This is a genomic window from Actinoplanes derwentensis, assembly GCF_900104725.1.
Taxonomy (GTDB): Bacteria; Actinomycetota; Actinomycetes; order Mycobacteriales; family Micromonosporaceae; genus Actinoplanes; species Actinoplanes derwentensis.
The window spans coordinates 5589865-5616118 of the sequence record NZ_LT629758.1 but is presented as its reverse complement, the minus strand read 5'-3'; the positions used below and the strand labels follow the sequence as shown (position 1 = coordinate 5616118).

The window sequence follows — 26254 nt, the reverse complement described above, 5'->3', positions numbered from 1 at the left end:
TGATGCGGACGGCCGTGGTGGTGGGTGCCGGGACCGCGGGCCTCGCCGCGGCCGGAGCGCTGTCCCGGTCCGGCTGGCGGGTCACCCTGCTGGAACGGTCCGAACGGATCGCCGCCCCGCCGACCGCGGTGGTGCTGTGGCCCAACGGCCTGCGCGCTCTGCAGTCCCTGGATCCGGACGGCGGCTGGACGGCCATCGCGGCGCCGATGCCCGACGGTGGGGTCCGCCGCCCGGACGGCCAGTGGCTGGTCGCCCCGCGCACGCGCACCGGCACCGGCCCGGCCCCGGCGGCCGCCCATCTGGAGGACGTCTACGACGCGCTGGTCGCCGGCCTGGGTGACGTCGAGGTCCGCACCGGTTTCGAGGCCACCACCGTCCGGACCGGGTTGCGGTCCCGTCCCGCGGTCAGCGACGGGCACACCACCATCGAAGCGGACCTGCTGGTCGGCGCGGACGGCATCGACAGCCGGGTGCGGGCCGCGGTGGCCCCCGAATCGGTGGCGATCGGTTCCGGGTTCGCCGCCTGGCAGGCCGTGATCCCCGGCTTCCGGGTCCCGGACCTCGATGCCGGTCAGTGCCTGGGCGGTGAGACGCTCGGCGCCGGCTACCGGTTCGTGGCGATCCCGCTGGGTGAGCACGCGGCCGGCCGGGGTGGCGTCTACTGGGTGGCGACCGCGGCCGGTGCCGCTCGCCCCGAATCGGCGGCCACCCAGCTGACCCTGCTGCGGCGCTGGTTCGCGGGCTGGCACGATCCGGTCGGCGCGCTGCTGGACGCCACCCGCCCCGAGGACCTGGTCCCGCAAGGGGTCCGGGAGCTGCGGCCACTGCCGCGGGCCTACGGTTTCGCCGCCGGTCCCGGTGCGGTGGTGCTGATCGGTGACGCCGCCCACGCCATGCCGCATCACCTGGGCCAGGGCGCCTGCCTGGCGTTCGAGGATGCGGCGACGCTGCGATCGGTGATGGCCGAGGCCGAGCCCGGCGCGGCCCTGAACGCGGCGGCCGAGACCTACAGCCGGTTGCGGCGCCCGCGAACCGCCACGGTGGTCCGGCAGAACCGGCGGATGTCCGCGGTGGTCCAGGCTCGCGGCCGGCTGGCGCTGCGAGCCCGCGACGCGGCCCTGAACCACATGCGGCCCCGGATGCTGGCCCGCTCCCTTGACCCGTCCCACGACTGGACCCCGCCGGAATAACCCCTTTTTCCGGTACGCCGGTCACCTTCCACGAACGCAGCATCCACGCCCGCCCCGGCCCCGCGACGCAGGCGTGCCCTCCCGGTCACCCCGCGACCGCCGGGCGGAGGCGTCCGAACCGGTCATGATCAGATTGCGGGACGGCCGGGTCTCCACCGGCTCGATGCGGGCGGTTTCCCCTGATATGCGGGGGAGCCGAATGGGGTAAGGACTGAGTACGGCTGCGGTGCTTACCCCGTACCAGATGGTGGGAATGTGAGCAATCGGCGACGTGGCGCCGGGCCGCCCGCCTAGAGCGTCGCCGCGGCCGGCCCGCCGTAACACGCGGTGCCCTGTCGCCGGAAGCCGATCTTGGTGTAGAGGCGGGCCGCGTCGTCGTCCCCGGCGGTGATGAACACCAGGTCGGCGCCGTCGGCCAGCACCAGCCCGGCGAGGGTGGCGGTGAGCTGCGAGGCGTAGCCGCGGCGGCGGGCCGACGGCAGGGTGGCCACCCCGGCGATCTCGACGACGTCCCCGGACCGCATGGCGGTGGCGGTGGCCAGAATCCCCTCGGTGGGTGACTCGGCGACCACGGTCAGGTGGTCCCCGGTCCCGAACAGCTGCCGGGCGTGCCGCACCGCTTCGGCGGTCAGGAGCTCCCCGGCGTCGCGCTCGGCGGGCCCGGCGGCCTCGATGACGATGCTCTGCCCGGTGATGTCGAGCGCCGGCCGATGGGCGGGAGCTGCGAATCCGAGCCGGGCCACCGCCCGGGAGGCGCGCAGGTCAGCCGGGAACCCGGGGGCGTCCGGATCGAGCCGGCGCACGTGCGCGTCACGCATCGGCAGGTCCGGCACGAGGGCCGCCCGGTCGAGGGTGAGCAGTGGGGCGAGCATCACGTCCAGACCGGCCGACCGTGCCACGGCCAACAGGTCGGGCGTGGTCTCGTGCACCCATTCGAAGGTCTCCGGGATGCCGAGCTCCCGCTGCCGTTCGCGGGTGGCGGCGATGTCCGCGGCCGAAGGGGTGTGCGAACCGAGTCTCGGGCGGGCATAGTAGGGCCAGCCCTCTCCGTCACGGACGAAGAGAACCAGAGAACCTATCTCCTCGATCCGCGCCCAGGGGCGGGGCAGAGCGTCGTAGAACTGTTCGAGCCGGCCGAAGAGGCTGGAATCCACTGGCGCCATCGCGCGAGACTACCGGTCACCGCACCGGCTGTGCTATTCAGTTCGTCCGCAGTCCATGCGTCATCGGCGCATCGGTAAGAGGTGTGACCAATCCGTATCTGGCGGAGATCAGAGGCTCTTACCGTAGACTCGAGAGACTTTGCAGGGCCGACGTCGTCCCGACCTCAGAATGAAACACCAGTGACGACAGGAGGCCCGGTGGCATATCCGCACCCCCAGGGGCTTTATGACCCTCAGACGGAGCGAGACGCCTGTGGAGTCGCATTTGTTGCTGACATTCACGGCCGTCGTTCCCATGATGTGGTGGCCAAGGGTCTTACCGCGCTGATCCGGCTCGATCACCGGGGCGCTCGCGGCGCCGAGCAGAACACCGGTGACGGCGCCGGCATCATGATCCAGGTTCCGGACGACTTCTACCGTGCCGTGGCCGGCTTCGAGCTGCCGCCCGCCGGTTCCTACGCGACCGGGCTCGTGTTCCTTCCCACGGACCCCGACGATGCGGCCCGTGCCATCAAGATCTTCGAGAAGTACGTGCTCGTCGAGGGTGGCGAGGTGCTCGGCTGGCGGGACGTGCCGGTCGACCCGGCCGACCTGGGCGCCACCGCCGAGGACGCCCGCCCCGCGATCCGCCAGGTCTTCCTGGCCGCCGACCGGCTCAGCACCGCCGCCGCCGGCCCCGCCGGTGCGGTGCTGTCCGGCATCGAACTCGACCGGGTCGCGTTCTGCATCCGCAAGCAGGCCGAGCGCGAGACCTCGCAGCGCGGCATCGCCGCCTACTTCCCGTCGCTGTCGTCCCGGACGATCACCTACAAGGGCATGCTCACCCCCGAGCAGCTCCCGGCGTTCTTCCCGGACCTGACCGATGCGCGAGTGTCCTCCGCGATCGCCCTGGTGCACTCCCGGTTCTCGACGAACACCTTCCCGTCGTGGCCGCTGGCCCACCCGTACCGTCTGATCGCCCACAACGGTGAGATCAACACCATCCGTGGCAACAAGAACTGGATGGCCGCCCGCGAGGCGCTGCTGTCGTCGCCGAACATTCCCGGCAACATCAAGCGGCTCTTCCCGATCAACTCGCCCGAGGCGTCCGACTCGGCCGGCTTCGACGAGGTCCTCGAACTGCTGCACCTGGCCGGCCGCAGCCTGCCGCACGCGGTGATGATGATGATCCCGGAGGCCTGGGAGAACGACCCGGACATGGATCCGGCTCGCCGCGCCTTCTACAAGTTCCACGCCAGCATGATGGAACCGTGGGACGGCCCGGCCGCTGTCGCGTTCACCGACGGCACCCTCATCGGTGCGGTCCTGGACCGCAACGGCCTGCGCCCCGGCCGCTGGTGGCACACCAAGGACGGCCTGGTCGCGCTCGGCTCCGAAGCCGGCATCATCGACGTCGACCCGGCCGACGTGGTCGCCAAGGGCCGCCTCCAGCCGGGCAAGATGTTCCTGGTCGACACCACAGCCGGCCGGATCGTGCACGACGACGAGATCAAAGCCGACCTGGCCGCCGCCGAGCCGTACGCCGACTGGCTGCACGCCGGCCTGATCGAACTGGGCGACCTGCCGCCGCGCGAGCACGTCATCTACACCCACGACTCGGTCACCCGTCGTCAGCAGGTATTCGGCTATTCCGAGGAAGAACTGAAGATTCTGGTCGCGCCGATGGCGCGGACCGGTGCCGAACCCCTCGGCTCGATGGGCACCGACACCCCGATCTCGCCGCTGTCCACCCGGCCGCGGCTGATGTTCGACTACTTCCACCAGCTGTTCGCACAGGTCACCAACCCGCCGCTGGACGCCATCCGGGAAGAGCTGGTCACCAGCCTCGCCGCCACCATCGGCCCCGAGGGCAACCTGCTCAAACCGGGACCGGCCAGCTGCCGGCAGATCACCCTGCCGTACCCGGTGATCGACAACGACGAACTCGCCAAACTGCTCTCCATCGACGAGGACGGCGACCTGCCCGGCTTCAAAGCCGTCCGGGTCTCCGGGCTCTACCCGCTGCGCGACGGTGCGGCCGGCATCAAGGCCCGGCTCACCCAGATCTGCCGGCACGTGTCCGAGGCCATCGAGGACGGCGTGCGCATCCTGGTGCTCTCCGACCGCGACTCCAACGCCGACCTCGCGCCGATCCCGTCGCTGCTGCTCACCGCGGCCGTGCACCAGCACCTGGTCCGCGAACAGACCCGTACCCAGGTGGCGCTGGTCGTCGAGTCCGGCGACTGCCGCGAGGTCCACCACGCGGCCACCCTGATCGGTTTCGGGGCGGCGGCGGTCAACCCGTACCTCGCCTTCGAGACCGTCGAGGACCTGATCGCCACCGGCGCTCTGGTCGGGGTGGAACCCCGCAAGGCGGTCCGCAACTACGTCAAGGCGCTCGGCAAGGGCGTCCTGAAGATCATGTCGAAGATGGGCATCTCGACCGTCTCGTCGTACTGCGGCGCCCAGGTCTTCGAAGCCGTCGGCCTGGACAACAAGCTGCTGCAGCGCTACTTCGCCGGCACCTCCGGCCGGATCGGCGGTGTCGGCCTGGCCGGCATCCACGCCGAGGTCAAGGCACGGCACGAGAAGGCGTACCCGGCCAACAAGGCCGAACGCGCCCACCGCCGCCTCGAAGTCGGCGGCGAGTACCAGTGGCGCCGCGAGGGTGAACTGCACCTGTTCAACCCGGAGACCGTCTTCCTGCTGCAGCACGCCACCCGCAGCAAGCAGTACGACGTGTTCCGCCGCTACACCGCCAAGGTCGACGAGCTGTCCGCCCAGGCCGGGCACCTGCGCGGCCTGTTCCGGTTCGCCTCCGGCCGCACCCCGGTCGCCCTCGACGAGGTCGAGCCGGCCACCGAGATCGTCAAGCGGTTCTCCACCGGCGCGATGAGCTACGGCTCCATCTCCGCCGAATCCCACGAGACCCTGGCCATCGCCATGAACCGGCTCGGCGCCAAGTCGAACACCGGCGAGGGCGGCGAGGACGTCGAGCGCCTCTACGACCCCGAACGCCGCTCCGCGATCAAGCAGATCGCCTCCGGCCGTTTCGGCGTGACCAGCGAATACCTGGTCAACGCCGACGACCTGCAGATCAAGATGGCGCAGGGCGCGAAACCCGGCGAGGGTGGCCAGCTGCCTGGCAACAAGGTGTGGCCGTGGATCGCCAAGACCCGGCACGCCACCCCCGGCGTCGGCCTCATCTCGCCGCCGCCGCACCACGACATCTACTCCATCGAGGACCTGGCCCAGCTGGTCCACGACCTCAAGATGGTCAACCCGAAGTCCCGGGTGCACGTCAAACTGGTCAGTGAGATCGGCGTCGGCACCGTCGCGGCGGGCGTCGCCAAACTCAAGGCCGACGTCATCCTGATCTCCGGCCACGACGGCGGCACCGGCGCGTCCCCGCTGAACTCGCTCAAGCACGCCGGCACCCCCTGGGAGCTGGGCCTGGCCGAGGCACAGCAGACGCTGCTGCTCAACCGGCTCCGCGACCGGGTCACCGTGCAGGTCGACGGCCAGCTCAAGACCGGCCGGGACGTCGTCATCGCGGCCCTGCTCGGTGCCGAGGAGTTCGGTTTCGCGACCGCGCCCCTGATCGTCTCCGGCTGCATCATGATGCGGGTCTGTCACCTGGACACCTGTCCGGTCGGCATCGCCACCCAGAACCCGGTCCTGCGGGAACGCTTCAGCGGCAAACCCGAATTCGTCGAGAACTTCTTCATGTTCCTCGCCGAGGAGACCCGCGAGATCCTCGCCGAACTGGGTTTCCGCACCATCGACGAGGCGATCGGTCACGCCGAGGTGCTCAACGTGGCCAAGGCCGTCGACCACTGGAAGGCCAAGGGCCTCGACCTGGCCCCGGTCCTCTACGTGCCGGAACTGCCCGAGGGCGCCGCCCGCCGTGGCATCGTCGCCCAGGACCACGGCCTCGAACACGCCCTGGACAACCAGCTCATCGCCCTGGCCCAGCCGGCCCTCACCGACGGCGAGCCGGTCCGCGCCGAACTGGTCGCCACCAACGACCAGCGCAGCGTCGGCGCCATGCTCGGCGGCGAGGTCTCCCGGCGCTACGGCGGCAACGGCCTGCCCGACGACACCATCTCGTTCACCCTGCGCGGCACCGGTGGCCAGTCGTTCGGCGCCTTCCTGCCCCGCGGCGTCACCCTGCGGCTCATCGGCGACAGCAACGACTACGTCGCCAAGGGCCTGTCCGGCGGCCGGGTCATCGTGCGCCCCGCCGAGGACGCGCCGTTCATCGCCGAGGACAACACCATCGCCGGCAACACCATCGTGTACGGCGCCACCGGCGGTGAGATCTTCCTGCGCGGCAAGGTCGGCGAACGGTTCGCGGTCCGTAACTCCGGCGCGTCCGCCGTCGTCGAAGGCGTCGGCGACCACGGCTGCGAATACATGACCGGCGGTACGGTCGTCGTGCTCGGCCGGACCGGGCGCAACTTCGCGGCCGGCATGAGCGGCGGCAAGGCGTTCCTGCTCGACCTCGACCAGTCCCTGGTCAACCCGGAGCTGGTCGACCTCGGCCCGCTCACCGACGACGAACGCGACCTGGTGCGCTCGCTCGTCGAGAAACACCACGCGGAGACCGACTCGGCCGTCGCCGGGCGCCTGCTCAAGGACTGGCCCACCGCTGTGGAACGGTTCACCGCCGTGGTCCCGCGCGACTACAAGCGCGTGATGGAACTGATCAAGACCGCCGAAGCCGCCGGTCGCAATGTCGACGAAGCGGTCATGGGGGTTACCAGTGCCTGATCCGAACGGTTTCCTCCGCTACGGGCGGCAGCTCCCGAAACGCCGCCCGGTACCGGTGCGCATCCTGGACTACAAAGAGGTCTACCCGCCCGCGGGTGAGGAACTCATCCGCGACCAGGCCACCCGCTGCATGGACTGCGGCATCCCGTTCTGTCACGACGGCTGCCCCCTCGGCAACCGGATCCCGGACTGGAACGACCTGGTGCGTACCCAGCAGTGGGAGGCCGCCGCCGACTCGCTGCACGCCACCAACAACTTCCCCGAGTTCACCGGCCGGCTCTGCCCGGCGCCGTGCGAGGCGGCGTGTGTGCTCGGCATCGGCGACGACCCGGTGACGATCAAGCAGGTCGAGGTGGAGATCGCCAACCACGCCTTCGACCTCGGCCTGGTCAAACCGCAGCCGGCTCCGGTCGCCTCCGGCAAGTCGGTCGCGGTCGTCGGCTCCGGCCCGGCCGGGCTCGCCGCCGCCCAGCAGCTCGCCCGGGCCGGCCACGCCGTCACCGTCTACGAGCGTGACGACCGCATCGGCGGCCTGCTGCGCTACGGCATCCCCGACTTCAAGATCGAGAAGCATGTCATCGACGCCCGCCTGGCGCAGATGACCGGCGAGGGAGTCGAGTTCCAGACCGGTGTCGACGTCGGCTCCGACATCACCGCCGACGACCTGCGGGATCGGTACGACGCGGTCCTGCTCGCCGCCGGCGCGCTCGCCGGACGGGACGTCACCGACACCCCCGGCCGGGGTCTGAAGGGCGTCCACCTGGCGATGGAACACCTGGTCCCGGCCAACCGGATCGTCGCCGGCCTGCAGGACACCACCCCGATCGACGCCAAGGGCAAACACGTCGTCATCATCGGCGGCGGCGACACCGGCGCCGACTGCCTCGGTGTCGCCCACCGGCAGGGCGCCGCGTCGATCACCCAGCTCGACCAGTACCCGCTGCCCCCTGACACGCGTGGCGGCCTCAGCGACCCGTGGCCCACCTGGCCGCTGATCCTGCGCAACTACGCAGCCCACGAGGAGGGCGGCGACCGGGTCTTCGGCGTGGCCGTCCAGGAGTTCGTCGGCGACGACGACGGCAACCTGGTCGCCATCCGGATCGCCGAGGTGTCGGTGCAGCGTGTCGACGGTGTCCGCACCGTCGTGGCCACTCCCGGCTCCGAACGCGAACTGCCCGCCGACCTGGTCCTGCTCGCCATCGGCTTCGAGGGCACCGAGGACCAGCCGCTGCTCGCGCAGTTCGGCCTGACCCGCAACCGCCGCAACGTCCTGGACGCCGGCGAGACCTGGCAGACCGGCGCCGAGGGTGTCTTCGTCGCCGGCGACATGCACAAGGGCGCGTCCCTGATCGTCTGGGCGATCGCCGAGGGCCGGGCCGCCGCGGCCGCCATCCACAGCTATCTCGGCGCCGCCGGAGAACTGCCCGCACCGGTCCGTTCGGACTCGCAGCCACTCTCCGTCTGACACCATTTCGACAAATGCGTCCCCGTCACCCCGGTCAGGGCGGCGGGGATGCATTTTCCATTGTCGCTAGTCGATTCCAGAAAATACCCTTCCGCGGGTACGGCGGCGCGGTTCCGCCGCCGACCGCACGCCCGTTCGTGACCCCGGCCACTCCGGTGAAGGATTCGCATCGACAAACTTGACTCAAGCGGCGATCTTTGCGCTGCCAGGAGCACCCGCACCCTCGGGTTGGGGCATGTGCCGACGAGCGCCGGAACGCGAACGCTAGGCTGAACCGGCGGTCGCTGAAGCCCGCGGACGACGCAGCGCACCCGCTACCGACAGCGGGTCGACCTCGCCGTCGACACCCGCATTTCATGCCGAAGACCGGGGTCGGCCGCCAGGCCTCCCCGAAAGAAGGACTAGCCTGATGGCCGTGACACGCCGCGTGAAAATCGTCTGCACGATGGGCCCCGCCACCAAGTCACCCGAGCGCATGCTCGGGCTGGTGGAAGCGGGCATGAACGTCGCCCGGATGAACTTCAGCCACGACACCCGCGAGAGCCACCGCGAGGTGTACGACCTGGTTCGTGCGGCCGCCACTCAGGCGGACCGCCCGGTCGCCATCCTCGCCGACCTCCAGGGCCCGAAGATCCGCCTCGGCAAGTTCGCCGACGGCCCGCACCGCTGGGAGACCGGCGACCGCGTCGTCATCACCAGCGACGAGATCCTCGGCACCAAGGAGCGCGTCTCCTGCACCTACAAGAAGCTCCCGCACGAGGTCAAGGTCGGTGACCGCCTCCTGATCGACGACGGCAAGGTCGCGATCGAGGTCACCGAGGTCGACGACGAGGACATCCACTGCCTCGTCACCGAGGGCGGCCCGGTCAGCAACAACAAGGGCGTCTCCCTGCCGAACGTCGCGGTCAGCGTCCCCGCCCTCAGCGACAAGGACGAGGAGGACCTGCGCTTCGCCCTCAGCCTCGGCGTCGACCTCGTCGCCCTCTCCTTCGTCCGCGCCCCCGAGGACATCAACCTCGTCCACAAGATCATGGACGAGGAGGGCCGCCGGGTCCCGGTCATCGCCAAGGTCGAGAAGCCCGAGGCCGTCGAGCACCTCGAAGCCATCGTCCTCGCCTTCGACGGCGTCATGGTCGCCCGCGGTGACCTCGGCGTCGAGCTGCCCCTCGACCAGGTCCCCCTGGTCCAGAAGCGCGCCGTCCAGCTCTGCCGCGAGAACGCCAAGCCGGTCATCGTCGCCACCCAGATGCTCGACTCCATGATCGAGAACTCGCGCCCGACCCGCGCCGAGGCCTCCGACGTCGCCAACGCCGTCCTCGACGGCACCGACGCGGTCATGCTCTCCGGCGAGACCTCCGTCGGTAAGTACCCGGTCCTCACCGTCAGCACCATGGCGAAGATCGTCACCACCACCGAGGGCGGCGGCATGGGCGTCCCGCGCCTGCAGCACGACCCGCGTACCCACGGTGGCGCCCTCACCGTCGCCGCCAGCCAGATCGCCCGCAACATCGGCGCCAAGGCCCTCGTCGCCTTCTCGCAGACCGGCGACACCGTCAAGCGCCTCGCCCGCCTGCACTGCGACCTGCCGCTCTACGCCTTCACGCCGGTCGCCGAAGTCCGCAACACCCTCGCACTCAGCTGGGGCGTCGAAACCTTCCTGACCGACTTCGTCGAGCACACCGACGACATGTTCCGGCAGGTCGACGCCAAGATGCTCGGCCTCGGCCTGGCCAAGCCCGGCGACTACGTCGTCGTCGTGGCCGGCTCCCCGCCGAACGCCCCCGGCTCCACCAACACCCTCCGCGTCCACCAGCTCGGCTCGCTGGTCGACCCGGCCACGGTGTGACCTTGCTCCACGGACAGGCCGCCGTCGACCAGCTTCTCGATCTCCTTGATCTGTTGCAGGTCGACGCGGCCAGCTTCCAGGGCGAAAGCCCGCAGACCGGAGCCCAGCGCGTGTTCGGCGGCCAAGTCGCCGGACAGGCGCTGGTCGCCGCCGGCCGCACCGTCGACCCCGCCCGGCACGTACACAGCCTGCACGGCTACTTCGTCCGCGCCGGCGACCCCACGGTCCCCATCACGTTCCACGTGGAGACCATCCGCGACGGCCGCAGCTTCTCCGTCCGACGCTCCACCGCCACCCAGCACGGCAAGACCATCTTCTTCATGTCCGCCTCCTTCCAGATCCCCGAAGAAGGCCTCGACCACCACACCCCCGCACCCGAGGACGTCCCCGCCCCCGAAGACGTCCCCACCATGCTCGACTGGGCCGAGAAATACCCGTCACGCATGGCGATGTTCAAATCCGCGCCCCAGTCCGTCGACGTCCGCTACGTCGGCGTCCCCGGCTGGGTCCCACCCGGCGACCGCGGCATCGAACCCAACCAGCGCGTCTGGATGCGCTTCGACGGCCGCCTCCCCGACGACCCGCTCATCCACGCCTGCGCCCTCACCTACGCCAGCGACATGAGCCTCCTCGACGCCGTCCTCTCCACCCACGGCGAAGTCTGGGGCCCCGGCGGCGTCATCGGCGCCAGCCTCGACCACGCGCTCTGGTTCCACCGGCCCTTCCGAGCCGACGAATGGTTCCTCTACGACAGCACCAGCCCCTCCGCCAGCGGAGCCCGCGGCCTGGCCAACGGCCGCATGTTCACCCGAGACGGCCGCCACATCGCCAGCGCCGTCCAGGAGGGCCTACTCCGCCGCCCCGGCGCCTGACCCACCCGTACTCCCGGCCCCACCTCAGCCCCTCGCCGCTGGGCGGTCGCCTCGTTGCGTGGTGAGTTCTGGTTCGTTCCGCACCTCAGCTCGCCACCGGACGGCAGGTGCCTCGCTGTGTGGTGAATCGAGGTCCGATCCGAACCCCAACTCACCACACCGAGCGGCGGCTCTGGCAGGCCGAGCCGGGCCGGGGCACCCGGCGGTGGTGGGTGAGTCACGGTTCGGGCAGGACACCCGACATCTCGCCAGGGTTGGGGATCGCAGCGCGGCGACCGGCCGCCGAACGATCAACCACCGGCAGGGCGGCTGGTAAGCCGTTCAGCGCCTCTCCGCCTCGCCCTCCACCGTGACCGGCCAATCGGGTACCGCCCGATGCGCCGAACCCGCACGCGGTCCCGTGATCCCCGCCTGCGCCAGCATCGAGTCCAGATCCGCTGAGGTCCGAACCGCCCGATCACGAAACGCTTCCCCCAGCATCGACATCGGCTCCGGCTCCGGCACCTCCGGCCGCGCCCGATGCCTGGCCACCCGCTCCTCCGGAACGCCGTCCGCATCCACCGGCCGTGTTCCCAGAGCGTGTTCCACATCCACCGGCCGCAGCCGCGGACCACTCGCGGTCTCCGCCAGCCGCACCCGAAGCGCGTTCTCCACATCCGCCGGCTGCAGCCGCGGACCACTTCCCGCGTCCGCAGCCCGGAACGCATCCGCCAGCCGCGACGCATCCGCGAGCCGCGGTATGTCCGCCGTCCGAGGCGCCTCCACGACCCAAGGCGCCTCCGCGGACCGCGACGCTTCCACAGACCGGGACATCTCCACCAGCCGGGAAACCTCCCCGGCCTGAGGCGCGCTCCCCAGCCGTGGCACGTCCGCGATCCGGGCCGCGTCCGCCAGCCGTGGCGCATCCGACGGCCGGGACGCCTCCGCCGTTGGTGAGGTGTCGGCCCGCTTCGGCCACGGAGCCTTCTCGGTATCCGTCATCCCCGCCGTGTAACCCGCCAGCCCCGCGGCCCGTTCCGGCGGCAACTCCAGCACGTCCCGCCGCGGCCCGGCCAGTTCCCGCAACCGCAACGCCGTCACCAGATCCGCCACCCCGCGCAGCACACCCAGCCCGCCGAGCACCACCGCCACCAGCTCAGCCGACCACACGAACGGCCCCGCCGCGAAGAACCCCAGCCCCGTCTCCAGCACCCCCACCGTCACCAGCAGACTCCACACCCGGTCCGAACCCCGGGACATCACCCCCACCGCGACGTCCACCGCACCACGCACCAGCAGGTACCAGCCCACCAACGACGCCGGAGCCGTGAACGACGAGCCCCCGCCCACCAGCAACGCCACCCCGGTAGCCGCGAACACCACCGCCAGCCCCGCGTTCAACCACCACGTCCGAGTCCCGGCCAGTGCGCGCATCACCTCACACAGCGCCCCGAACAGCACCACCGCCCCGGCCGCCACGGGCACGTCCGCCGGTTCCATCCGGAGCACCGCCCAGCCGATCACCAGCCACGCCACACCCGCGAACATGAGGACGCCCCACATGTGCCCGCGCTGGACCGTCACAGGCGCCGAACCGGACGACAACATGAGGCCTCCCGCTGAAGCTGTCCTTGCCATGACAACACCCAGCGCACCGCCCGACCGGCCGTTCGGCGAGATTCGGGCACGTTCCGGCCGCCGCGGGACCGCGGCCCGATCAAGATCAAGACCGCGCGGCGGTACGGGGTGAGAGCCGTCACCACTTCGGCCCGACGAACCGGTCGAGCCGCGCCACCGCGTCCCGGCGGGTCACGGCGAGCATGTTCCGGCGCGCCGTCCGCCAGCCGATCTCCAGCCGGTCGAGGGGCCTCCTGGCAGAGCCGCATGATGTCCGCGGATTCATTAACGAAGTTGTAACTTGGGTAGGAGTAGTGCCTTCCGCGCGTTTTCACCCGGTTGATGAACCGGCACCCGTCGGAATGGAGCAGGCCTCGAACGAAGCGCTCCGGGAATGCGGTCACGATTTCCTGTTGCCACGCGGTCAGCGTGATTCCGCGAAGATGTCTCGGGCCGGATCCCGCCAGCGGCAGTGGACACGGCCAGTGGGTCCAATATGACCGGACACTGATGCAGCCCGGCTTCTCCTGATAGGCGACCGTCCGAACCCCGCTGGCCTCCATGGCATGGGTCACCTCATGGATCAGCCCGAGGTGGCGGTTGTCGCACGCGACAGTCAGTAGCGGAATTCGCTGCGTCAGCAGGTCCGCAGCGACCAGCAGGTCCGGGCGACCTGCCGATCTCGCGCCCGCCGGTGGTAGATCCAGTAGGCCACCGTATTGCGAGAGATTCCGAGCTGCCGGTGAATCTCGGAGAGGCCTCTGCCAGCCGCGTGCATTTCGCGTGCAGTGTCGCGGACCGAAGGGGAATGCATTCGTTGCTCCGCTCGGTCGAACGGATCGATCTCTGGTGTCCTCGGTGGGATTCGAACCCACACTGAATGCTGTTTGAGAGCATTGGCTCTGCCGGTTGGCCTACGAGGACGAAGCGTCCCGGGCGGACGCAAGTTAGGCACGCCAACCCGAGCAAGGGACAGCCTACCCACTAGGCTTAGGGCGGCGACACCCAGATACCCGGGTGTCGCGACATCGACGTTCTGGGGGTAGGGGTTTCCGTGGCCGACACGCAGGCTGGTGCCGAGCGCAAGCGGGTGCTCATCGCCGAGGACGAGGCCCTCATTCGTCTGGACCTCGCCGAGATGCTCGTCGAGGAGGGCTACGACGTCGTCGGGGAGGCGGGGGACGGCGAGACGGCCGTGCGCCTCGCTGAGGACCTGAAGCCGGACCTGGTGATCCTCGACATCAAGATGCCGATCATGGACGGGCTGGCGGCGGCCGAGCGGATCGCCGGTGGGCGGATCGCGCCGGTGGTGATCCTGACCGCTTTCAGTCAGCGGGATCTGGTGGAGCGGGCGCGCGCGGCGGGTGCGATGGCGTATCTGGTGAAGCCGTTCCAGAAGTCTGATCTGGTGCCGGCGATCGAGATCGCGTTGTCCCGGTATTCGGAGATCGCGGTGCTGGAGTCCGAGGTGGCGGGGCTGACGGAGCGTCTGGAGACGCGCAAGTCGGTGGAGCGTGCCAAGGGCGAGCTGATGACGAAGTATTCGATGACCGAGCCGCAGGCGTTCAAGTGGATCCAGCGGACCGCGATGGATCATCGGATGACGATGCGTGAGGTCGCGGACCGGATTCTGGCGGAGCAGCAGGCCGAGGTCGAGCCGCCGCAGTGAGTCGTCCGGTGCGGCGGTGGCCGGGGGCCGGGTCTTCGCTGTGAGACGTCTGGCGGTGTTGCTGACGGTCGGCTTGGTGGCTGGTTGTTCGGTGGCGCCGCCTTCGCCGTCTCCGGGTCCGGTGTGGCGGGAGTCGGTGCTGCCGGTCGAGCCGGTCGCCGGGGCGGCGGCTGACGGGCGTACGGCGATCGCTCGTGATGTTGTGGTTTGTGGTGGTTCGTGGTTTGTGGTGGGTGGGGTCCGGGAGGTGTCGGGGGAGACGCGCCCGGCGTTGTGGTCGAGTGCGGACGCGGTGTCGTGGCGGCCGATGGGTCTGGAGCCGGTGTCGTTCTACGGCGGGCAGAGTGTGTTGTCGTCGGTGGCGTGTTCCGGCCGGAGCCTGGTGTTGCTGGGTGCGAAGTCGGGTGGGGTGCACGGTAATCCGCGGGTGAGTTCGTGGGTGGGGCCGTTGTCGGGTCCGGTGCGTGAGGTGTCCGCGCCGTTCGAGCTGTTCGGTGGCCCGGATGCGGTGAACGCTGGGCGTACCCGTACCGGCGCCGGTCAGTTTTTGATCGTTGGTAACCGGGCGTCGGGCGCGTCGGTGTGGTCGTCGCCGGATGGTGCGGCGTTCGTGTTGCGCCCGGGCGCGGGTGTCTCGTCGTGGGCGTCGGATGCGGTGGCGTCGGGGTCCGGCTGGCTGGTGGTGGGTGCGGCCTCGTCGGGTGGGGTGCGCCGTCCGGCGGTGTGGTCGTGGGCGGTCGCGGCGGGCTGGTCGGCGGTTTCAGTGGACTCGCCGGGTTCAGGGGAGTTGTTCTGGGCGGGTCCGGTGCTGCTGGGTGTGTCGGACGGTTTCCGCGCGTGGCGGCCGGTGGGCGGGCGCTGGGTGGCGGGTCCGGCGTTCGGTGTGGTGGGCCCGGGTGTGCCGCCGGTGGTGTCGGGTGCGGTGGCGGCGGGCCGGTTGTTCGCATTGACCGGGTCCGGTGACCGTTTCGGATTGTCGGTGTCGGCGGATTCCGGCGGGACCTGGGCGGGTGTGGATCTGCCGGCGCCATGGTCACGGTCCGTGGACACGGTGGCGGCGGTGGCGGGGTCGGCGGATCGACTGGTGTTGTTGCGGGACGGCGGCTCGGGGGCTCGCGTTTACATGTCGGACGGACCGTTCGGGCGGTTCAGGTAGCGCGTTCGGCTGATCCGCGTCATATGACGGCAACACGATCTTGGAGCCGGGTAACGGTTCGGTCAATGCGCAGCCAATTTGCTACTCGTGGCTACTGACCGTGGGATAGCGTCCCGCCGCAAGACCGGCTGCTGTGCCGGCTCCGTGACTTTTCGTCGAGGACACCCCTCGGCGTGGGGATCGGATGCCATTGATGAAGGGAATCTTGCCTTGAGGCAGAAGCTTTTTCGGGCAGTGGGCGCGGCTGCGGTTGCCGCGTTCATGTTGGGTGGTACTGCTGCGTGTAAGGCAGACAGCCCGAGTGAGTCGACTGGTGGCGACAGTGCCGCTTGTGGCCTGAAGATCGGCTTCTTCGGCGCCCTGACGGGTGACGCGGCCGGTCTCGGTATCCACATGCGTAACGGCACCAAGCTGGCGATCGACCAGTACAACGTGGCGAACGCGGACTGCAAGGTCGAGCTCATGGAGCTGGACTCGCAGGGCGACCCGGCCAAGGCTCCGGCTCTGGCGCAGCAGGCGGTCAGCGACGCGAAGGTGACCGCGATCATCGGCCCGGCGTTCTCGGGTGAGTCCGAGGTCGCCGACCCGATCTTCGAGGAGGCGGGCCTCCCGTCGATCACGCCGTCGGCGACGCGCCCCAGCCTGTCGACCAAGGGCTGGAAGACGTTCCACCGTGGTGTCGGTAACGACGAGTCGCAGGGTCCGGCGGCCGGCCGTTACATCGACCAGGTGCTGAAGTCCGACAAGGTCTACGTCGTCGACGACCAGTCCGCGTACGGTGCGGGCCTGGCCGAGGAGGTCACCAAGGTCCTCGGCGCGAAGGTCATCGGCAACGACAAGGTTCAGGTCAAGCAGACCGACTTCTCGGCCGTCTCGACCAAGATCGCCAACAGTGGCGCGACCGCCCTGTTCTTCGGTGGCTACTACACCGAGGCGGGTCTGCTGCTCAAGCAGCTGAAGGGTGCCGGCTGGAAGGGCACCATGGTCGCCGGTGACGGTGTCAACGACGCGAACTTCGTCAAGGTCGCCGGTGAGGCTGTCGCCGAGGGCACGATCCTGACCTGCCCGTGTGCTCCGGCCACGGCGGCGAAGGGCACCTTCGTGACGGACTACAAGGCGGCGTTCGACAACGCTGAGCCGGGTACGTACGCGGATGTCTCGTACGACATCACGAACATCGCCCTGGCGGGTATCAAGGCCGGTAACACGACCCGCGAGAAGCTGAACACCTTCATCACGGGTTACAACGCCGCTGGTACGGCGACCGGTGTCACCTACAAGTTCGAGGCGACCGGCGAGCTCGACCCGGCGCAGGTTCTGGTGTGGGCGTTCAAGGTCACGGCTGGCAAGGTTGCTCCGGACCAGGAGATCCCGAAGTCCTGATCGGGCTCATTGGCTCTTGAGCGAGCCGCCTGAGCGGCCGCTGTGATGCGGCCGGGAGCGTGACTCCCGGCCGCATCCGTTTGTCTGATACCCCTCCGCGATGCGGGAGCGCGCACTTTGGACTTCGACGGACTTATCAGGAATTTTCCTGATTTAACAATGACAGGGTTGGAACAGGGCTCCATCTATGCCCTTGTCGCCCTCGGTTACACTCTGGTATACGGCGTGCTGCGGCTGATCAACTTCGCGCACTCCGAAGTCTTCATGATCGGCACGTTCACCACGATGGTGGCATGGGGCTGGCTGGGGTTCGACCAGAACTCGCCGGTCAGCGGCATCGGCACCATTCTCCTGCTGATCGTCGTGGGCCTGATCGCCGGTGCGGTGGCGTCCGCGGTGACCGCGGTGACCGTCGAGCTGGTGGCCTACCGGCCGCTGCGACGGCGTAACGCTCCGCCGCTGGCCTTCCTGATCACCGCGATCGGTGCCTCGTTCGTCCTGGCCGAGGCGATCGGTATCTACACCAAGCGGGCGCCGTTCGGCATGCCGACGGTGGTCGAGCCGTCAGTGCTGTTCTCGCTGGGCGCGTTCAAGGTGACGAACACACAGGTCCTGGTGCTGGGCATCGCGCTGCTGATGCTGGCGGCCCTGGACCAGTTCGTGAACCGCAGCCGGCTGGGCAAGGGCATCCGCGCGGTGGCGCAGGACCCGGACTCGGCCGCGCTGATGGGTATCAACAAGAACCGCATCATCCTCCTGGTGTTCGTCCTGGGCGGAACGATGGCGGGTGTCGCCGCGCTGTTGTGGGACATCCGGTACGGCTTCACGAAGTTCAACATCGGCTTCCTGATCGGTCTCAAGGCGTTCGCCGCGGCCGTGCTCGGCGGCATCGGCAACCTGCGGGGCGCGCTGCTCGGTGGTCTGCTGCTGGGCGTCGTGGAGAACTATGCGGCGGGTCTGTTCGGTGGAGAATGGAAAGACTTCACCGGCTTCGTTCTGCTGGTGATCCTGCTGATGTTCCGGCCGACCGGTCTGCTCGGCGAGTCGCTGGGGAGGGCACGCGCATGAGCACTAGCGTCGATAAGACAGCGAGTGACAACGGCGGCCGTGGTTCGGTGCTGAAGTCCCGCTGGGAGAAGATGCCCCCGCAGTTCCGCTGGGCCGGCATCGCCGCGCTGATCGTCTTCCTCTACCTGCTGCCGAACCGGGCTTTCTACGAGTACCTCGGCATCCCGATGGGCAACTTCTACCTGCCGTTCTACACGGCGCGTACGGACATGGCGCAGGTGCTGTTCGACACCGCGTGGTTCGTACTGCTGGCGGTCGGGCTGAACGTGGTGGTCGGTTTCGCCGGCCTGCTGGACCTGGGTTACTTCGGCTTCTTCGCGGTCGGCGCCTACACGGTGGCGTTGCTGACGTCGCCGGAGAGCCGGCTCGGCCTGACCTGGCCGTGGCTGGCGGCGGTGCCGGCGGCCGTCCTGGTGACCCTGCTGGCCGGGGTGATCCTCGGTGGGCCGACGCTGCGGCTGCGCGGTGACTACCTGGCGATCGTGACGCTCGGTTTCGCCGAGATGATCCGCCTGTACGCGGCCCGTAACGAGGGCATCGCGCAGGGCCAGCGTGGTATCCCGTCGATTCCGCACCCGCCGGGTGAGGTGGACGGCAAGGCGCTGTTCGGAGTGACCGACGCCCGCCCGTACTACTGGCTGGCTCTCACCGTGATCATCCTGATCGTGTTCGGGGTGCGGAACCTGGCGCGCAGCCGGGTCGGCCGGGCCTGGGTCGCGATCCGTGAGGACGAGGACGCCGCCCAGATCATGGGGGTGCCGACGTTCCTGTTCAAGCTCGCCGCGTTCGCGATCGGCGCCGCGGTCGGTGGTCTGTCGGGAGCGTTGTTCGCGGGTAACCGAGGGTTCATCAACTCGGACAGTTTCACCCTGGAGAACTCGATCCTGGTGCTGGCGGCGGTGGTGCTCGGTGGTTCGGGCAACATCGCGGGTGCCATCGTCGGCGGGGCGATCACCTGGTACCTGCCGGAGTGGTTGCGGGGTGTCGGTAGCCAGCTGGGTCTGACGTTCGACCCGGCCGAGTACCGGATCCTGGTCTTCGGCGTCGTCCTGATCGTGATGATGATCTTCCGTCCGCAGGGTGCCATCGCCAGTAAGCGGCGGGCCGCGGAGTTCCAGGATCGCCGGAAGGAGGCAGTGACCAGTGAGTGAGCCGACTTCGACTCCGGAACCCGTCACGGGTGAGGACCTGTTGGTCGTCGACAAGGCGTTGTTGCGGTTCGGTGGCGTCACCGCCCTGAACAACGTCGACTTCCACATCCGCAAGGGTGAGATCCTCGGTCTGATCGGGCCGAACGGTGCGGGCAAGACCACGCTTTTCAACGCGATCACCGGGGTCTACCAGCTGACCGAGGGCACGATCACGTTCGACGGGACGCGGATCAGCGGTCAGCGCCGTCACAAGATCACCCGGATGGGCATCGCCCGGACCTTCCAGAACATCCGGCTGTTCCCGGAGATGACCGCGCTGGAGAACGTCATGGTGGGCGCGGACGCCCACCACACGGCGGGTGTCCTCTCCGCGCTGTTCCGGCTGCCGAGGCACTGGAAGGAGGAGCGCGCCGGTCGCGACCTCTCGCACGACCTGCTCAACTTCGTCGGGATCAAGGGCCGTGCCGGTGAACTGGCCCGGAACCTGTCCTACGGTGAGCAGCGCCGCCTGGAGATCGCCCGGGCGCTGGCCACCAAGCCGAAGCTGCTCTGCCTGGACGAGCCGGCCGCCGGCTTCAACCCGGCCGAGAAGCTGGAGCTGCTCGACCTGATCCGCAAGGTCCGCGACAGCGGCGTCACCATCCTGCTGATCGAGCACGACATGCGCCTGGTCATGGGCGTCACCGACCGGATCACGGTGCTGGAGTTCGGGCAGAAGATCGCGGACGGCCTGCCGGCCGAGGTCCGTGACAACCCGAAGGTGATCGCGGCCTACCTGGGGGTGCCGACCGATGCTGCTTGAGATCAAGGACCTCACCCTGGAGTACGGCCGGATCGAGGCCCTCCACGGCATCTCGCTCGAGGTCGAGGAAGGCGAGATCGTGGCTCTGATCGGCGCCAACGGTGCCGGCAAGACCACGACCATGCGGGCCATCTCCGGCCTGCGCCCGGTCGCGAAGGGTTCGATCGTCTTCGACGGCCAGGACATCACCAAGCTGCGGGCGGACAAGCGGGTCATCCTCGGTATCGGCCAGTCGCCGGAGGGCCGGGGCGTGTTCCCCGGTATGACGGTGCTGGAGAACCTGGAGATCGGCGCCTACACCCGCCGGGACAAGGCCGGTATCGCCGAGGACCTGGAGCGGTGCTTCTCGCTGTTCCCGCGGCTGCTGGAGCGGCGTAAGCAGGCCGGTGGCACGCTGTCCGGCGGCGAGCAGCAGATGCTCGCGGTCGGCCGGGCGATGATGACCCGTCCGAAGCTGCTGCTGCTGGACGAGCCGTCGATGGGTCTCGCGCCGATGCTGATCCAGCAGATCTTCGAGATCATTTCGGAGATCAACAGCCAGGGTACGACGGTGCTCGTGGTCGAGCAGAACGCTCAGCAGGCCCTGAGCCGGGCGCACCGGGCGTACGTGCTGGAGACCGGCAAGATCGTGAAGAGCGGCACCGGCCAGGAGCTGCTGCACGACCCGGCGGTCAAGGACGCGTACCTCGGCGTCGCCTGATCGGTAGCGCACCACGGGGCGGCCACCTGTCACAGGTGACCGCCCCGTGGTGCGTCCGGAAACTTGTCGGACCGGGCGACTAGAGTCCTGGGACGTGAGCGACGACGCCCCAACCCCCCGCCTGCTGCTGCTCGACGGCCACTCCTTGGCCTACCGTGCGTTCCACGCGCTGCCCAAGGAGAACTTCAGCACGGCGACCGGCCAGCATACGAACGCGGTGTTCGGCTTCACGTCGATGCTGATCAACATGCTGCGTGACGAGAAGCCCTCGCACATCGTCGTCTCCTTCGACGTCTCCCGGGTCTCCTTCCGCACCGAGATCTACCCGGAGTACAAAGCCGGTCGCGCCGAGACCCCCAAGGAGTTCCACGGTCAGGTCAGCCTGATCAAGGAGATCCTCGCCGCGCTGCGCATCACCGTCGTCGAGAAAGCCGGCTTCGAGGCCGACGACGTCCTCGCCACGCTGGCCACCCAGGGCCGTGACGCGGGCATGGAGGTGCTGATCTCCTCCGGCGACCGTGACGCCCTGCAGCTGGTCGACGAGCACATCACCGTCCTCTACCCCAGCCGTGGTGTCTCCGAGGTCTGGCGGATGACCCCGGCCCTGGTCGAGGAGAAACAGCTCGTCCCGCCGCATCTCTACCGGGACAAGGCCGCGCTCGTCGGTGAGACCAGCGACAACCTGATCGGTGTGCCCGGGGTGGGCCCGAAGACCGCCGCCAAGTGGATCGTCGAGTTCGGTGGGATCGACGGGATCGTGGCCGGCGCCGACAAGATCAAAGGCAAGGCCGGTGAGAATCTGCGAGCCCACCTCGCCTCCGTGCTGCGCAACTACGAGCTGAACCGGCTCCTGCGTGACCTGGAGTTGCCGGTGCGGCCGGAGGAGACGCGCTGGCAGGGCTGGGACCGCGAGGCCGTGCACCAGCTCTTCGACGCCCTGGAGTTCCGGGTGCTGCGTGAGCGGCTCTACGCGTACCTCGACGCCGTCGAGCCGGAGGCCGAGTCCGGCTTCGACATCGACGGGCAGGTCCTGCGGGCCGGTGGCATCGCCGGGTGGCTGCGCGAGCACGCCGGCACCGATCCGGTCGGGTTGGCCGTCACCGGCGTCTTCGGCCGCGGCACCGGCCGTCTCACCGGTGTCGGCGTCGCCACCGCGGGCGGCCCGGCCGCCTGGTTCGACCCGGAGACCCTGGACGAGGACGACGAGCGCGCCGTCGCCGCCTGGCTGGCCGAGCCGTCCCGGCCGAAAGTCGTGCACGACGCGAAACCGGCCCTGCTCGCCTTCCACGCTCACGGCTGGCAGCTCGCCGGTGTCACCACCGACACCGCTCTCGCCGCCTACCTGGCGAAACCCGACCAGCGCGCCTACCACCTCGACGACCTGGCGCTGCGTTACCTCAAGCGCGAGCTGAAGGTCGACGAGCCGGAGAACGGCCAGCTGGCCCTCAGCTTCGACGGCGACGGCGACGACCACGCCGCCGAGCAGGGCGTCATGCTGCGCGCCCGGGCCACCCTGGACCTGGCCGAGGTGATCACCGCCGAGCTGTCCCAGGACGGCGACGACTCGGTCCGGCTCCTGTCCGACGTCGAGCAGCCACTGTCGATCGTGCTCGCCGAGATGGAGCAGCGCGGGATCGCCGCCGACATCGACTACCTGTCGGAGCTGGAGTCGCATTTCGCCACCGAGGTGCGCTCCGCTCAGGTGGCCGCGCACGAGGTCGTCGGCCGCGAGTTCAACCTGGGCTCCCCGAAGCAGTTGCAGGAGATCCTCTTCGTCGAGCGGGACCTGCCGAAGACCAAGAAGATCAAGTCCGGCTATACGACCGACGCGGACGCCCTGACCGACCTGTTCGCCAAGACCGGCGACCCGCTGCTGTCGCACCTGCTGCGCCACCGCGACGTCGCCAAGCTCAAGTCCACCGTCGACGGCCTGCTCAAGGCGGTCTCCGACGACACCCGTGTGCACACCACGTTCAACCAGACCGTGGCCGCCACCGGCCGGCTGTCGTCCACCGACCCGAACCTGCAGAACATCCCGATCCGCACCGAGGAGGGCCGCCGCATCCGCCGCGCCTTCATCGTCGGCGCAGGCTACGACCGGCTGCTGACGGCCGACTACAGCCAGATCGAGATGCGGATCATGGCGCACCTGTCCGGTGACGACGCCCTGATCGCCGCCTTCAACTCGGGCGCCGACTTCCACGCCGCCACCGCGTCGTCGGTCTTCCACACCGGCCTGACCGAGGTCACCCCCGACCAGCGCCGCAAGATCAAAGCCATGAACTACGGCCTGGCGTACGGGTTGAGCGCCTTCGGCCTCTCCAATCAGCTGAGCATCTCCACCGAGGAGGCGCGCACCCTGATGACGGAGTACTTCGAACGCTTCGGTGGCGTCCGCGACTACCTGCAGGCCGTGGTCCAGCGGGCCGGCAAGGACGGCTACACGGCGACGATCCTGGGCCGCCGTCGCTACCTGCCCGACCTGAGCAGCGACAACCGCCAGCGCCGCGAGATGGCCGAACGGATGGCCCTCAACGCCCCCATCCAGGGTTCCGCCGCCGACATCATCAAGATCGCGATGCTGCGTGTCGACGAGGCCTTGAAGGACACCGGCCTGAAATCCCGGATGCTCCTGCAGGTCCACGACGAACTCGTCTTCGAGGTGGCCCCCGGCGAACAGCCCGCCCTGGAGGAACTGGTCCGCCGCGAAATGGGTGCCGCCTACCCGTTGTCGGTCCCGCTGGAGGTCTCCATCGGATCCGGCCGGGACTGGAACGGCGCCGACCACTGACCCACCCCGCACACACCGGGCGGCCCGTGACGGCCCGCCCGGTGTGTCCGGCCCGGGCCCGTCCGGCCCGCCGGTCGCACCCCGGGTCGCCTCGCGGCCCTGACCGCGAAACGTCTCCAACCGGCCTCGGAGGGTTGACCGTCGCGGGCGGACTCGGGCGGACTCGGGCGGACTCGGGCGGACTCGGGCGGCGGGGCGGACGAGTAACCAACGGAAGTCACTGAGCGTAATCGGTGGCCGACCGGAACGTGGGCTCCAGTGCTTCTACCGGGTGATGTCGCGGGACTGTCGGATACCCGTCCGGGTGGTGGCGTCGCCAATGTTTACCCTGATCTGACACCCTGGGTCGATGCCGATTCAATCGACGTCGATTGAGGTTCGCGCGGAGTCCGTCACCGGTCAGCGGTCGATGCCCGCGACCGGACCCGCAGCCGATCCCGTCACACCCGGTGTCCTTCCCGCCTCAGGCAAGCCCGTTTCCGTGACAGTGGGTGGTGCCTCAAGCCCGCCCCCCGGAAGCGCCCCGGACTCACCGACGGCGGCCCGGCCAGCGGTCGCCCCGGTGAGCCGGCCGGCCGCCCCGGTCTCCGCCGCTGATCACCCGTCGGGGAGTCGCCCCGCCGTCCTCAGTAGCCCGGCGGCCGTGAGCGGTCCGGCCGCTGTGAACCATTCCGCCGTTCCCGGTCGGTCGCGTGCTCTCTTCAGCCAGGCCACGGTCGGTGCCGGGCAGGGATCGCCGGGACCTGCCGTCTACGGCGCCGGGCAGGGCCACTCTCGCCCTACCGTGGCTGGTGCCGGGCAGGTCTCGGGCCGCTCGGTCGCGGTTGGGGCCGGGCAGATCTCGGGGCGGCAGGTTGCTGTCGGCGGCGGACCGGTTCTGGGCCGGCCCGCTGCAACAGCGGGGCGGCCCGCTGTTGCCGGTGGGGGAGCGTCCTCTGGGCGGTCGGCCGTCGTCAGCGGCGGAGCGTTCTCGGGGCGGTCGGCTGTCGCCGGTGGTGGGCCGGGTTCCGGGCGGCCGGGTGTGGTGGGGTTCGGGCAGGTTCCCGGGCGGCAGGACGTCACCGGGATCGCGCTGGGGTCGCTTCGCCAGGCGGTGGACGGGCTGGCGCTCGGGGCGCAGGATCAGGCGGTGGCCGGGATCACCGACGGGCCGCTGGACGCCGAGCGCGCCGGGGATCTGGCCGGGGCGTTCAAAGCGCTCGGTGATCCGGTTCGGCTGCGTCTGCTGTCGATGATCGCCTCGGCCACCGACGGGGAGATCTGTGTCTGTGATCTCAGTGAGGCCTTCCCGCTCACCGGCCCGACGATCTCCCATCACCTGCGGATCCTGCGGGAGGCCGGCCTCGTGCACGGATCCCGTCGCGGAACCTGGGTCTACTACCGGGCGATCCCCGGCGAGCTGACTCGCCTCGCGGCCATCCTCGACGCCGACCGGCCGGCGCCCTCCCGGGTATAGGTGCTGGCACGGTCGCCACCTCACCGAGCTGTCCCCGTACCGAAGCCCTGTCGCAGTGCCGCCGGCCGGCGGGACCGGGCGGCGCTGTCAGCGTTCGGGTAGGTCGCAGACGAAGATGGCGGTGCCGGGGAACAGTCGGCCCCGCAGCGGGCTCCACTGGCCCCAGAGTTGTTCGTGATCGTCCGGCCATTCCGGTTCGATCAGGTCGCGGAGGAGGAAGCCGGCTCCGACCAGTTCGCGGACCCGGTCGCCGACGGTCCGGTGTTGTTCCAGGTAGGTGACGGTGCCGTCGTCGTCGCGTTCCACGTACGGCGTACGGTCGAAGTAGGAATTCCGGGCGATCAGCCCGCTCTCGTCCGGCTCGTCGAAGAAGATCCACCGCATGGGATGTGTGACGGAGAAGACCCAGCTGCCGCCGGGGCGCAGCACACGGGCGACCTCACGCATGGCCGCGCCGGAGTCGGCCACGAACGGGATGGCACCGAAGGCGGTGCACACGATGTCGAAGCTGCCGGTGGCGAAGGGCAGGGCCATCGCGTCGGCCTGGACCAGCGGCACCGGCACTCCGCTGCGGCCGGCGGCGTCGGCGGCGTGCCGCAGCATGCCTTCGGACAGGTCGAGGGCGACCGGGTGGGCTCCCTCACTCCGGAGCCAGCGGCTGGCGGCGGCGGCCCCGGCACCGAGTTCCAGGATCTTTTTTCCTGGTACGGGCCCGAGCAGTCGCGCGTCGGCCTCGCGGAGCCGTTCGGGGCACCAGACGAAGTCGACGTCGCCGAGGAAGGCGCCGTGTTCGTCCTGGTAGTCGTCGGCGTCCCGGTCCCACCAGGTCCGGTTGGCGCGGCGTGCCTCGGTCTCGGTGACGCGCGGCACGGGGGTATCGGACGAGTGGGGCGAGGTCACCCGGCAACGGTACGGCAGGCGTGGCGACCGTCCGGATTCGGCCCATAAAGCGCATGATGGTGGGTTCTCGACCGGCAATGTGCCGCAGTCCTCAGGAGGGCTTGCAACCTGTGGTAATGCGCACGGTAAGCTAGTCGATGCGCTCGCGGAACGTGTACCTCGGCAGGGAGCAGGTTCCGTGGTCGCCGGACCCGGCATGATCGACTGCTTTGATCCGACTGCCCTTCGGGTGGTCGTCTCGCTCGCTCGTGTCGTTTTCGGCGGCAGTTCCGTGGAGTGCGCGCGACACCACTA

General features: G+C 69.5%; 17 protein-coding genes and 1 tRNA gene. 14 read left to right on the top strand and 4 right to left on the bottom strand.

From position 1 onward, the window contains the following. The first annotated feature begins 2 nt into the window (after positions 1-2). Complete coding sequence (locus BLU81_RS24685) at positions 3-1190, top strand: FAD-dependent monooxygenase (protein ID WP_092546845.1); 1188 nt, start codon at positions 3-5, stop codon at positions 1188-1190. Positions 1191-1480: 290 nt separating this feature from the next. Here BLU81_RS24685 and BLU81_RS24680 read toward each other — a convergent pair whose 3' ends face one another. Beyond that, positions 1481-2353, bottom strand: a complete 873-nt coding sequence (locus BLU81_RS24680; protein ID WP_092546844.1) for a GNAT family N-acetyltransferase — start codon at positions 2351-2353, stop codon at positions 1481-1483. Between the two features lie 180 nt (positions 2354-2533). On the opposite strand from BLU81_RS24680, the gene gltB reads away from it, so the two are divergent. The 4 genes from gltB to BLU81_RS24660 all read left to right on the top strand — a co-directional run bounded on the left by gltB (position 2534) and on the right by BLU81_RS24660 (position 11288). Then, the gene (gene gltB, locus BLU81_RS24675; protein WP_092546843.1) at positions 2534-7105 is read left to right on the top strand and encodes a glutamate synthase large subunit; all 4572 of its coding nucleotides are present in this window, start codon (positions 2534-2536) and stop codon (positions 7103-7105) included. Continuing rightward, positions 7098-8570: a glutamate synthase subunit beta gene (locus BLU81_RS24670; protein ID WP_092546842.1), complete on the top strand. Its 1473-nt coding sequence runs from the start codon at positions 7098-7100 to the stop codon at positions 8568-8570. Before gltB ends, BLU81_RS24670 begins: the two co-directional genes overlap by 8 nt. Before the next feature lie 409 nt (positions 8571-8979). Continuing rightward, positions 8980-10416 carry a pyruvate kinase gene (gene pyk, locus BLU81_RS24665; RefSeq protein ID WP_092546841.1) on the top strand — a complete coding sequence of 479 codons (1437 nt, stop codon included), beginning with the start codon at positions 8980-8982 and terminating at the stop codon, positions 10414-10416. Then, complete coding sequence (locus BLU81_RS24660) at positions 10413-11288, top strand: acyl-CoA thioesterase (protein ID WP_092546840.1); 876 nt, start codon at positions 10413-10415, stop codon at positions 11286-11288. Before pyk ends, BLU81_RS24660 begins: the two co-directional genes overlap by 4 nt. 321 nt (positions 11289-11609) lie before the next feature. Here BLU81_RS24660 and BLU81_RS24655 read toward each other — a convergent pair whose 3' ends face one another. Together BLU81_RS24655 and BLU81_RS24650 are read right to left on the bottom strand one after the other, a co-directional pair. Further along, positions 11610-12851 (bottom strand): HdeD family acid-resistance protein, encoded by a 1242-nt coding sequence (locus tag BLU81_RS24655; protein ID WP_157751779.1) that lies wholly within the window; start codon positions 12849-12851, stop codon positions 11610-11612. 880 nt (positions 12852-13731) lie between these two features. Further along, positions 13732-13808: transfer RNA gene (locus BLU81_RS24650), tRNA-Leu, on the bottom strand. A 130-nt stretch (positions 13809-13938) separates the two neighbouring features. On the opposite strand from BLU81_RS24650, the gene BLU81_RS24645 reads away from it, so the two are divergent. The 9 genes from BLU81_RS24645 to BLU81_RS24605 all read left to right on the top strand — a co-directional run bounded on the left by BLU81_RS24645 (position 13939) and on the right by BLU81_RS24605 (position 25060). Continuing rightward, positions 13939-14553: an ANTAR domain-containing response regulator gene (locus tag BLU81_RS24645; RefSeq protein ID WP_092546838.1), complete on the top strand. Its 615-nt coding sequence runs from the start codon at positions 13939-13941 to the stop codon at positions 14551-14553. 40 nt (positions 14554-14593) lie between these two features. Further along, positions 14594-15709, top strand: coding sequence for a hypothetical protein (locus BLU81_RS24640; RefSeq protein WP_157751778.1), 1116 nt, complete (start codon positions 14594-14596; stop codon positions 15707-15709). A 210-nt stretch (positions 15710-15919) separates the two neighbouring features. Further along, a complete protein-coding gene (locus BLU81_RS24635; protein ID WP_092546836.1) occupies positions 15920-17092 on the top strand; it encodes a branched-chain amino acid ABC transporter substrate-binding protein in 1173 nt (390 codons plus the stop codon). Positions 17093-17209: 117 nt separating this feature from the next. Continuing rightward, entirely contained in the window at positions 17210-18160 is a 951-nt protein-coding gene (locus BLU81_RS24630; protein ID WP_373873275.1) for a branched-chain amino acid ABC transporter permease, read from the top strand. Further along, the gene (locus BLU81_RS24625; protein ID WP_092546834.1) at positions 18157-19311 is read left to right on the top strand and encodes a branched-chain amino acid ABC transporter permease; all 1155 of its coding nucleotides are present in this window, start codon (positions 18157-18159) and stop codon (positions 19309-19311) included. Before BLU81_RS24630 ends, BLU81_RS24625 begins: the two co-directional genes overlap by 4 nt. Beyond that, positions 19304-20113, top strand: a complete 810-nt coding sequence (locus tag BLU81_RS24620) for an ABC transporter ATP-binding protein (RefSeq protein WP_092546833.1) — start codon at positions 19304-19306, stop codon at positions 20111-20113. Before BLU81_RS24625 ends, BLU81_RS24620 begins: the two co-directional genes overlap by 8 nt. After that, the gene (locus BLU81_RS24615; protein WP_092546832.1) at positions 20103-20813 is read left to right on the top strand and encodes an ABC transporter ATP-binding protein; all 711 of its coding nucleotides are present in this window, start codon (positions 20103-20105) and stop codon (positions 20811-20813) included. Before BLU81_RS24620 ends, BLU81_RS24615 begins: the two co-directional genes overlap by 11 nt. 94 nt (positions 20814-20907) lie before the next feature. After that, positions 20908-23604, top strand: a complete 2697-nt coding sequence (gene polA / locus BLU81_RS24610; protein ID WP_092546831.1) for a DNA polymerase I — start codon at positions 20908-20910, stop codon at positions 23602-23604. Between the two features lie 1129 nt (positions 23605-24733). Further along, on the top strand, positions 24734-25060 hold the full coding sequence (locus BLU81_RS24605) for an ArsR/SmtB family transcription factor (protein ID WP_231954813.1): 327 nt from the start codon (positions 24734-24736) through the stop codon (positions 25058-25060). A gap of 87 nt (positions 25061-25147) precedes the next feature. On the opposite strand, the gene BLU81_RS24600 is transcribed toward BLU81_RS24605, so the two are convergent. After that, complete coding sequence (locus BLU81_RS24600) at positions 25148-25960, bottom strand: class I SAM-dependent methyltransferase (protein ID WP_231953491.1); 813 nt, start codon at positions 25958-25960, stop codon at positions 25148-25150. Positions 25961-26254 lie beyond the last annotated feature (294 nt).

Excerpts from the sequence above, each read along its gene's own strand:
- BLU81_RS24685 (WP_092546845.1), top strand. The coding sequence starts at position 3 with ATGCGGACGGCCGTGGTGGTGGGTGCCGGGACCGCGGGCCTCGCCGCG.
- BLU81_RS24680 (WP_092546844.1), bottom strand. The coding sequence starts at position 2,353 with ATGGCGCCAGTGGATTCCAGCCTCTTCGGCCGGCTCGAACAGTTCTAC.
- pyk (WP_092546841.1), top strand. The coding sequence starts at position 8,980 with ATGGCCGTGACACGCCGCGTGAAAATCGTCTGCACGATGGGCCCCGCC.
- BLU81_RS24625 (WP_092546834.1), top strand. The coding sequence starts at position 18,157 with ATGAGCACTAGCGTCGATAAGACAGCGAGTGACAACGGCGGCCGTGGT.
- BLU81_RS24615 (WP_092546832.1), top strand. The coding sequence starts at position 20,103 with ATGCTGCTTGAGATCAAGGACCTCACCCTGGAGTACGGCCGGATCGAG.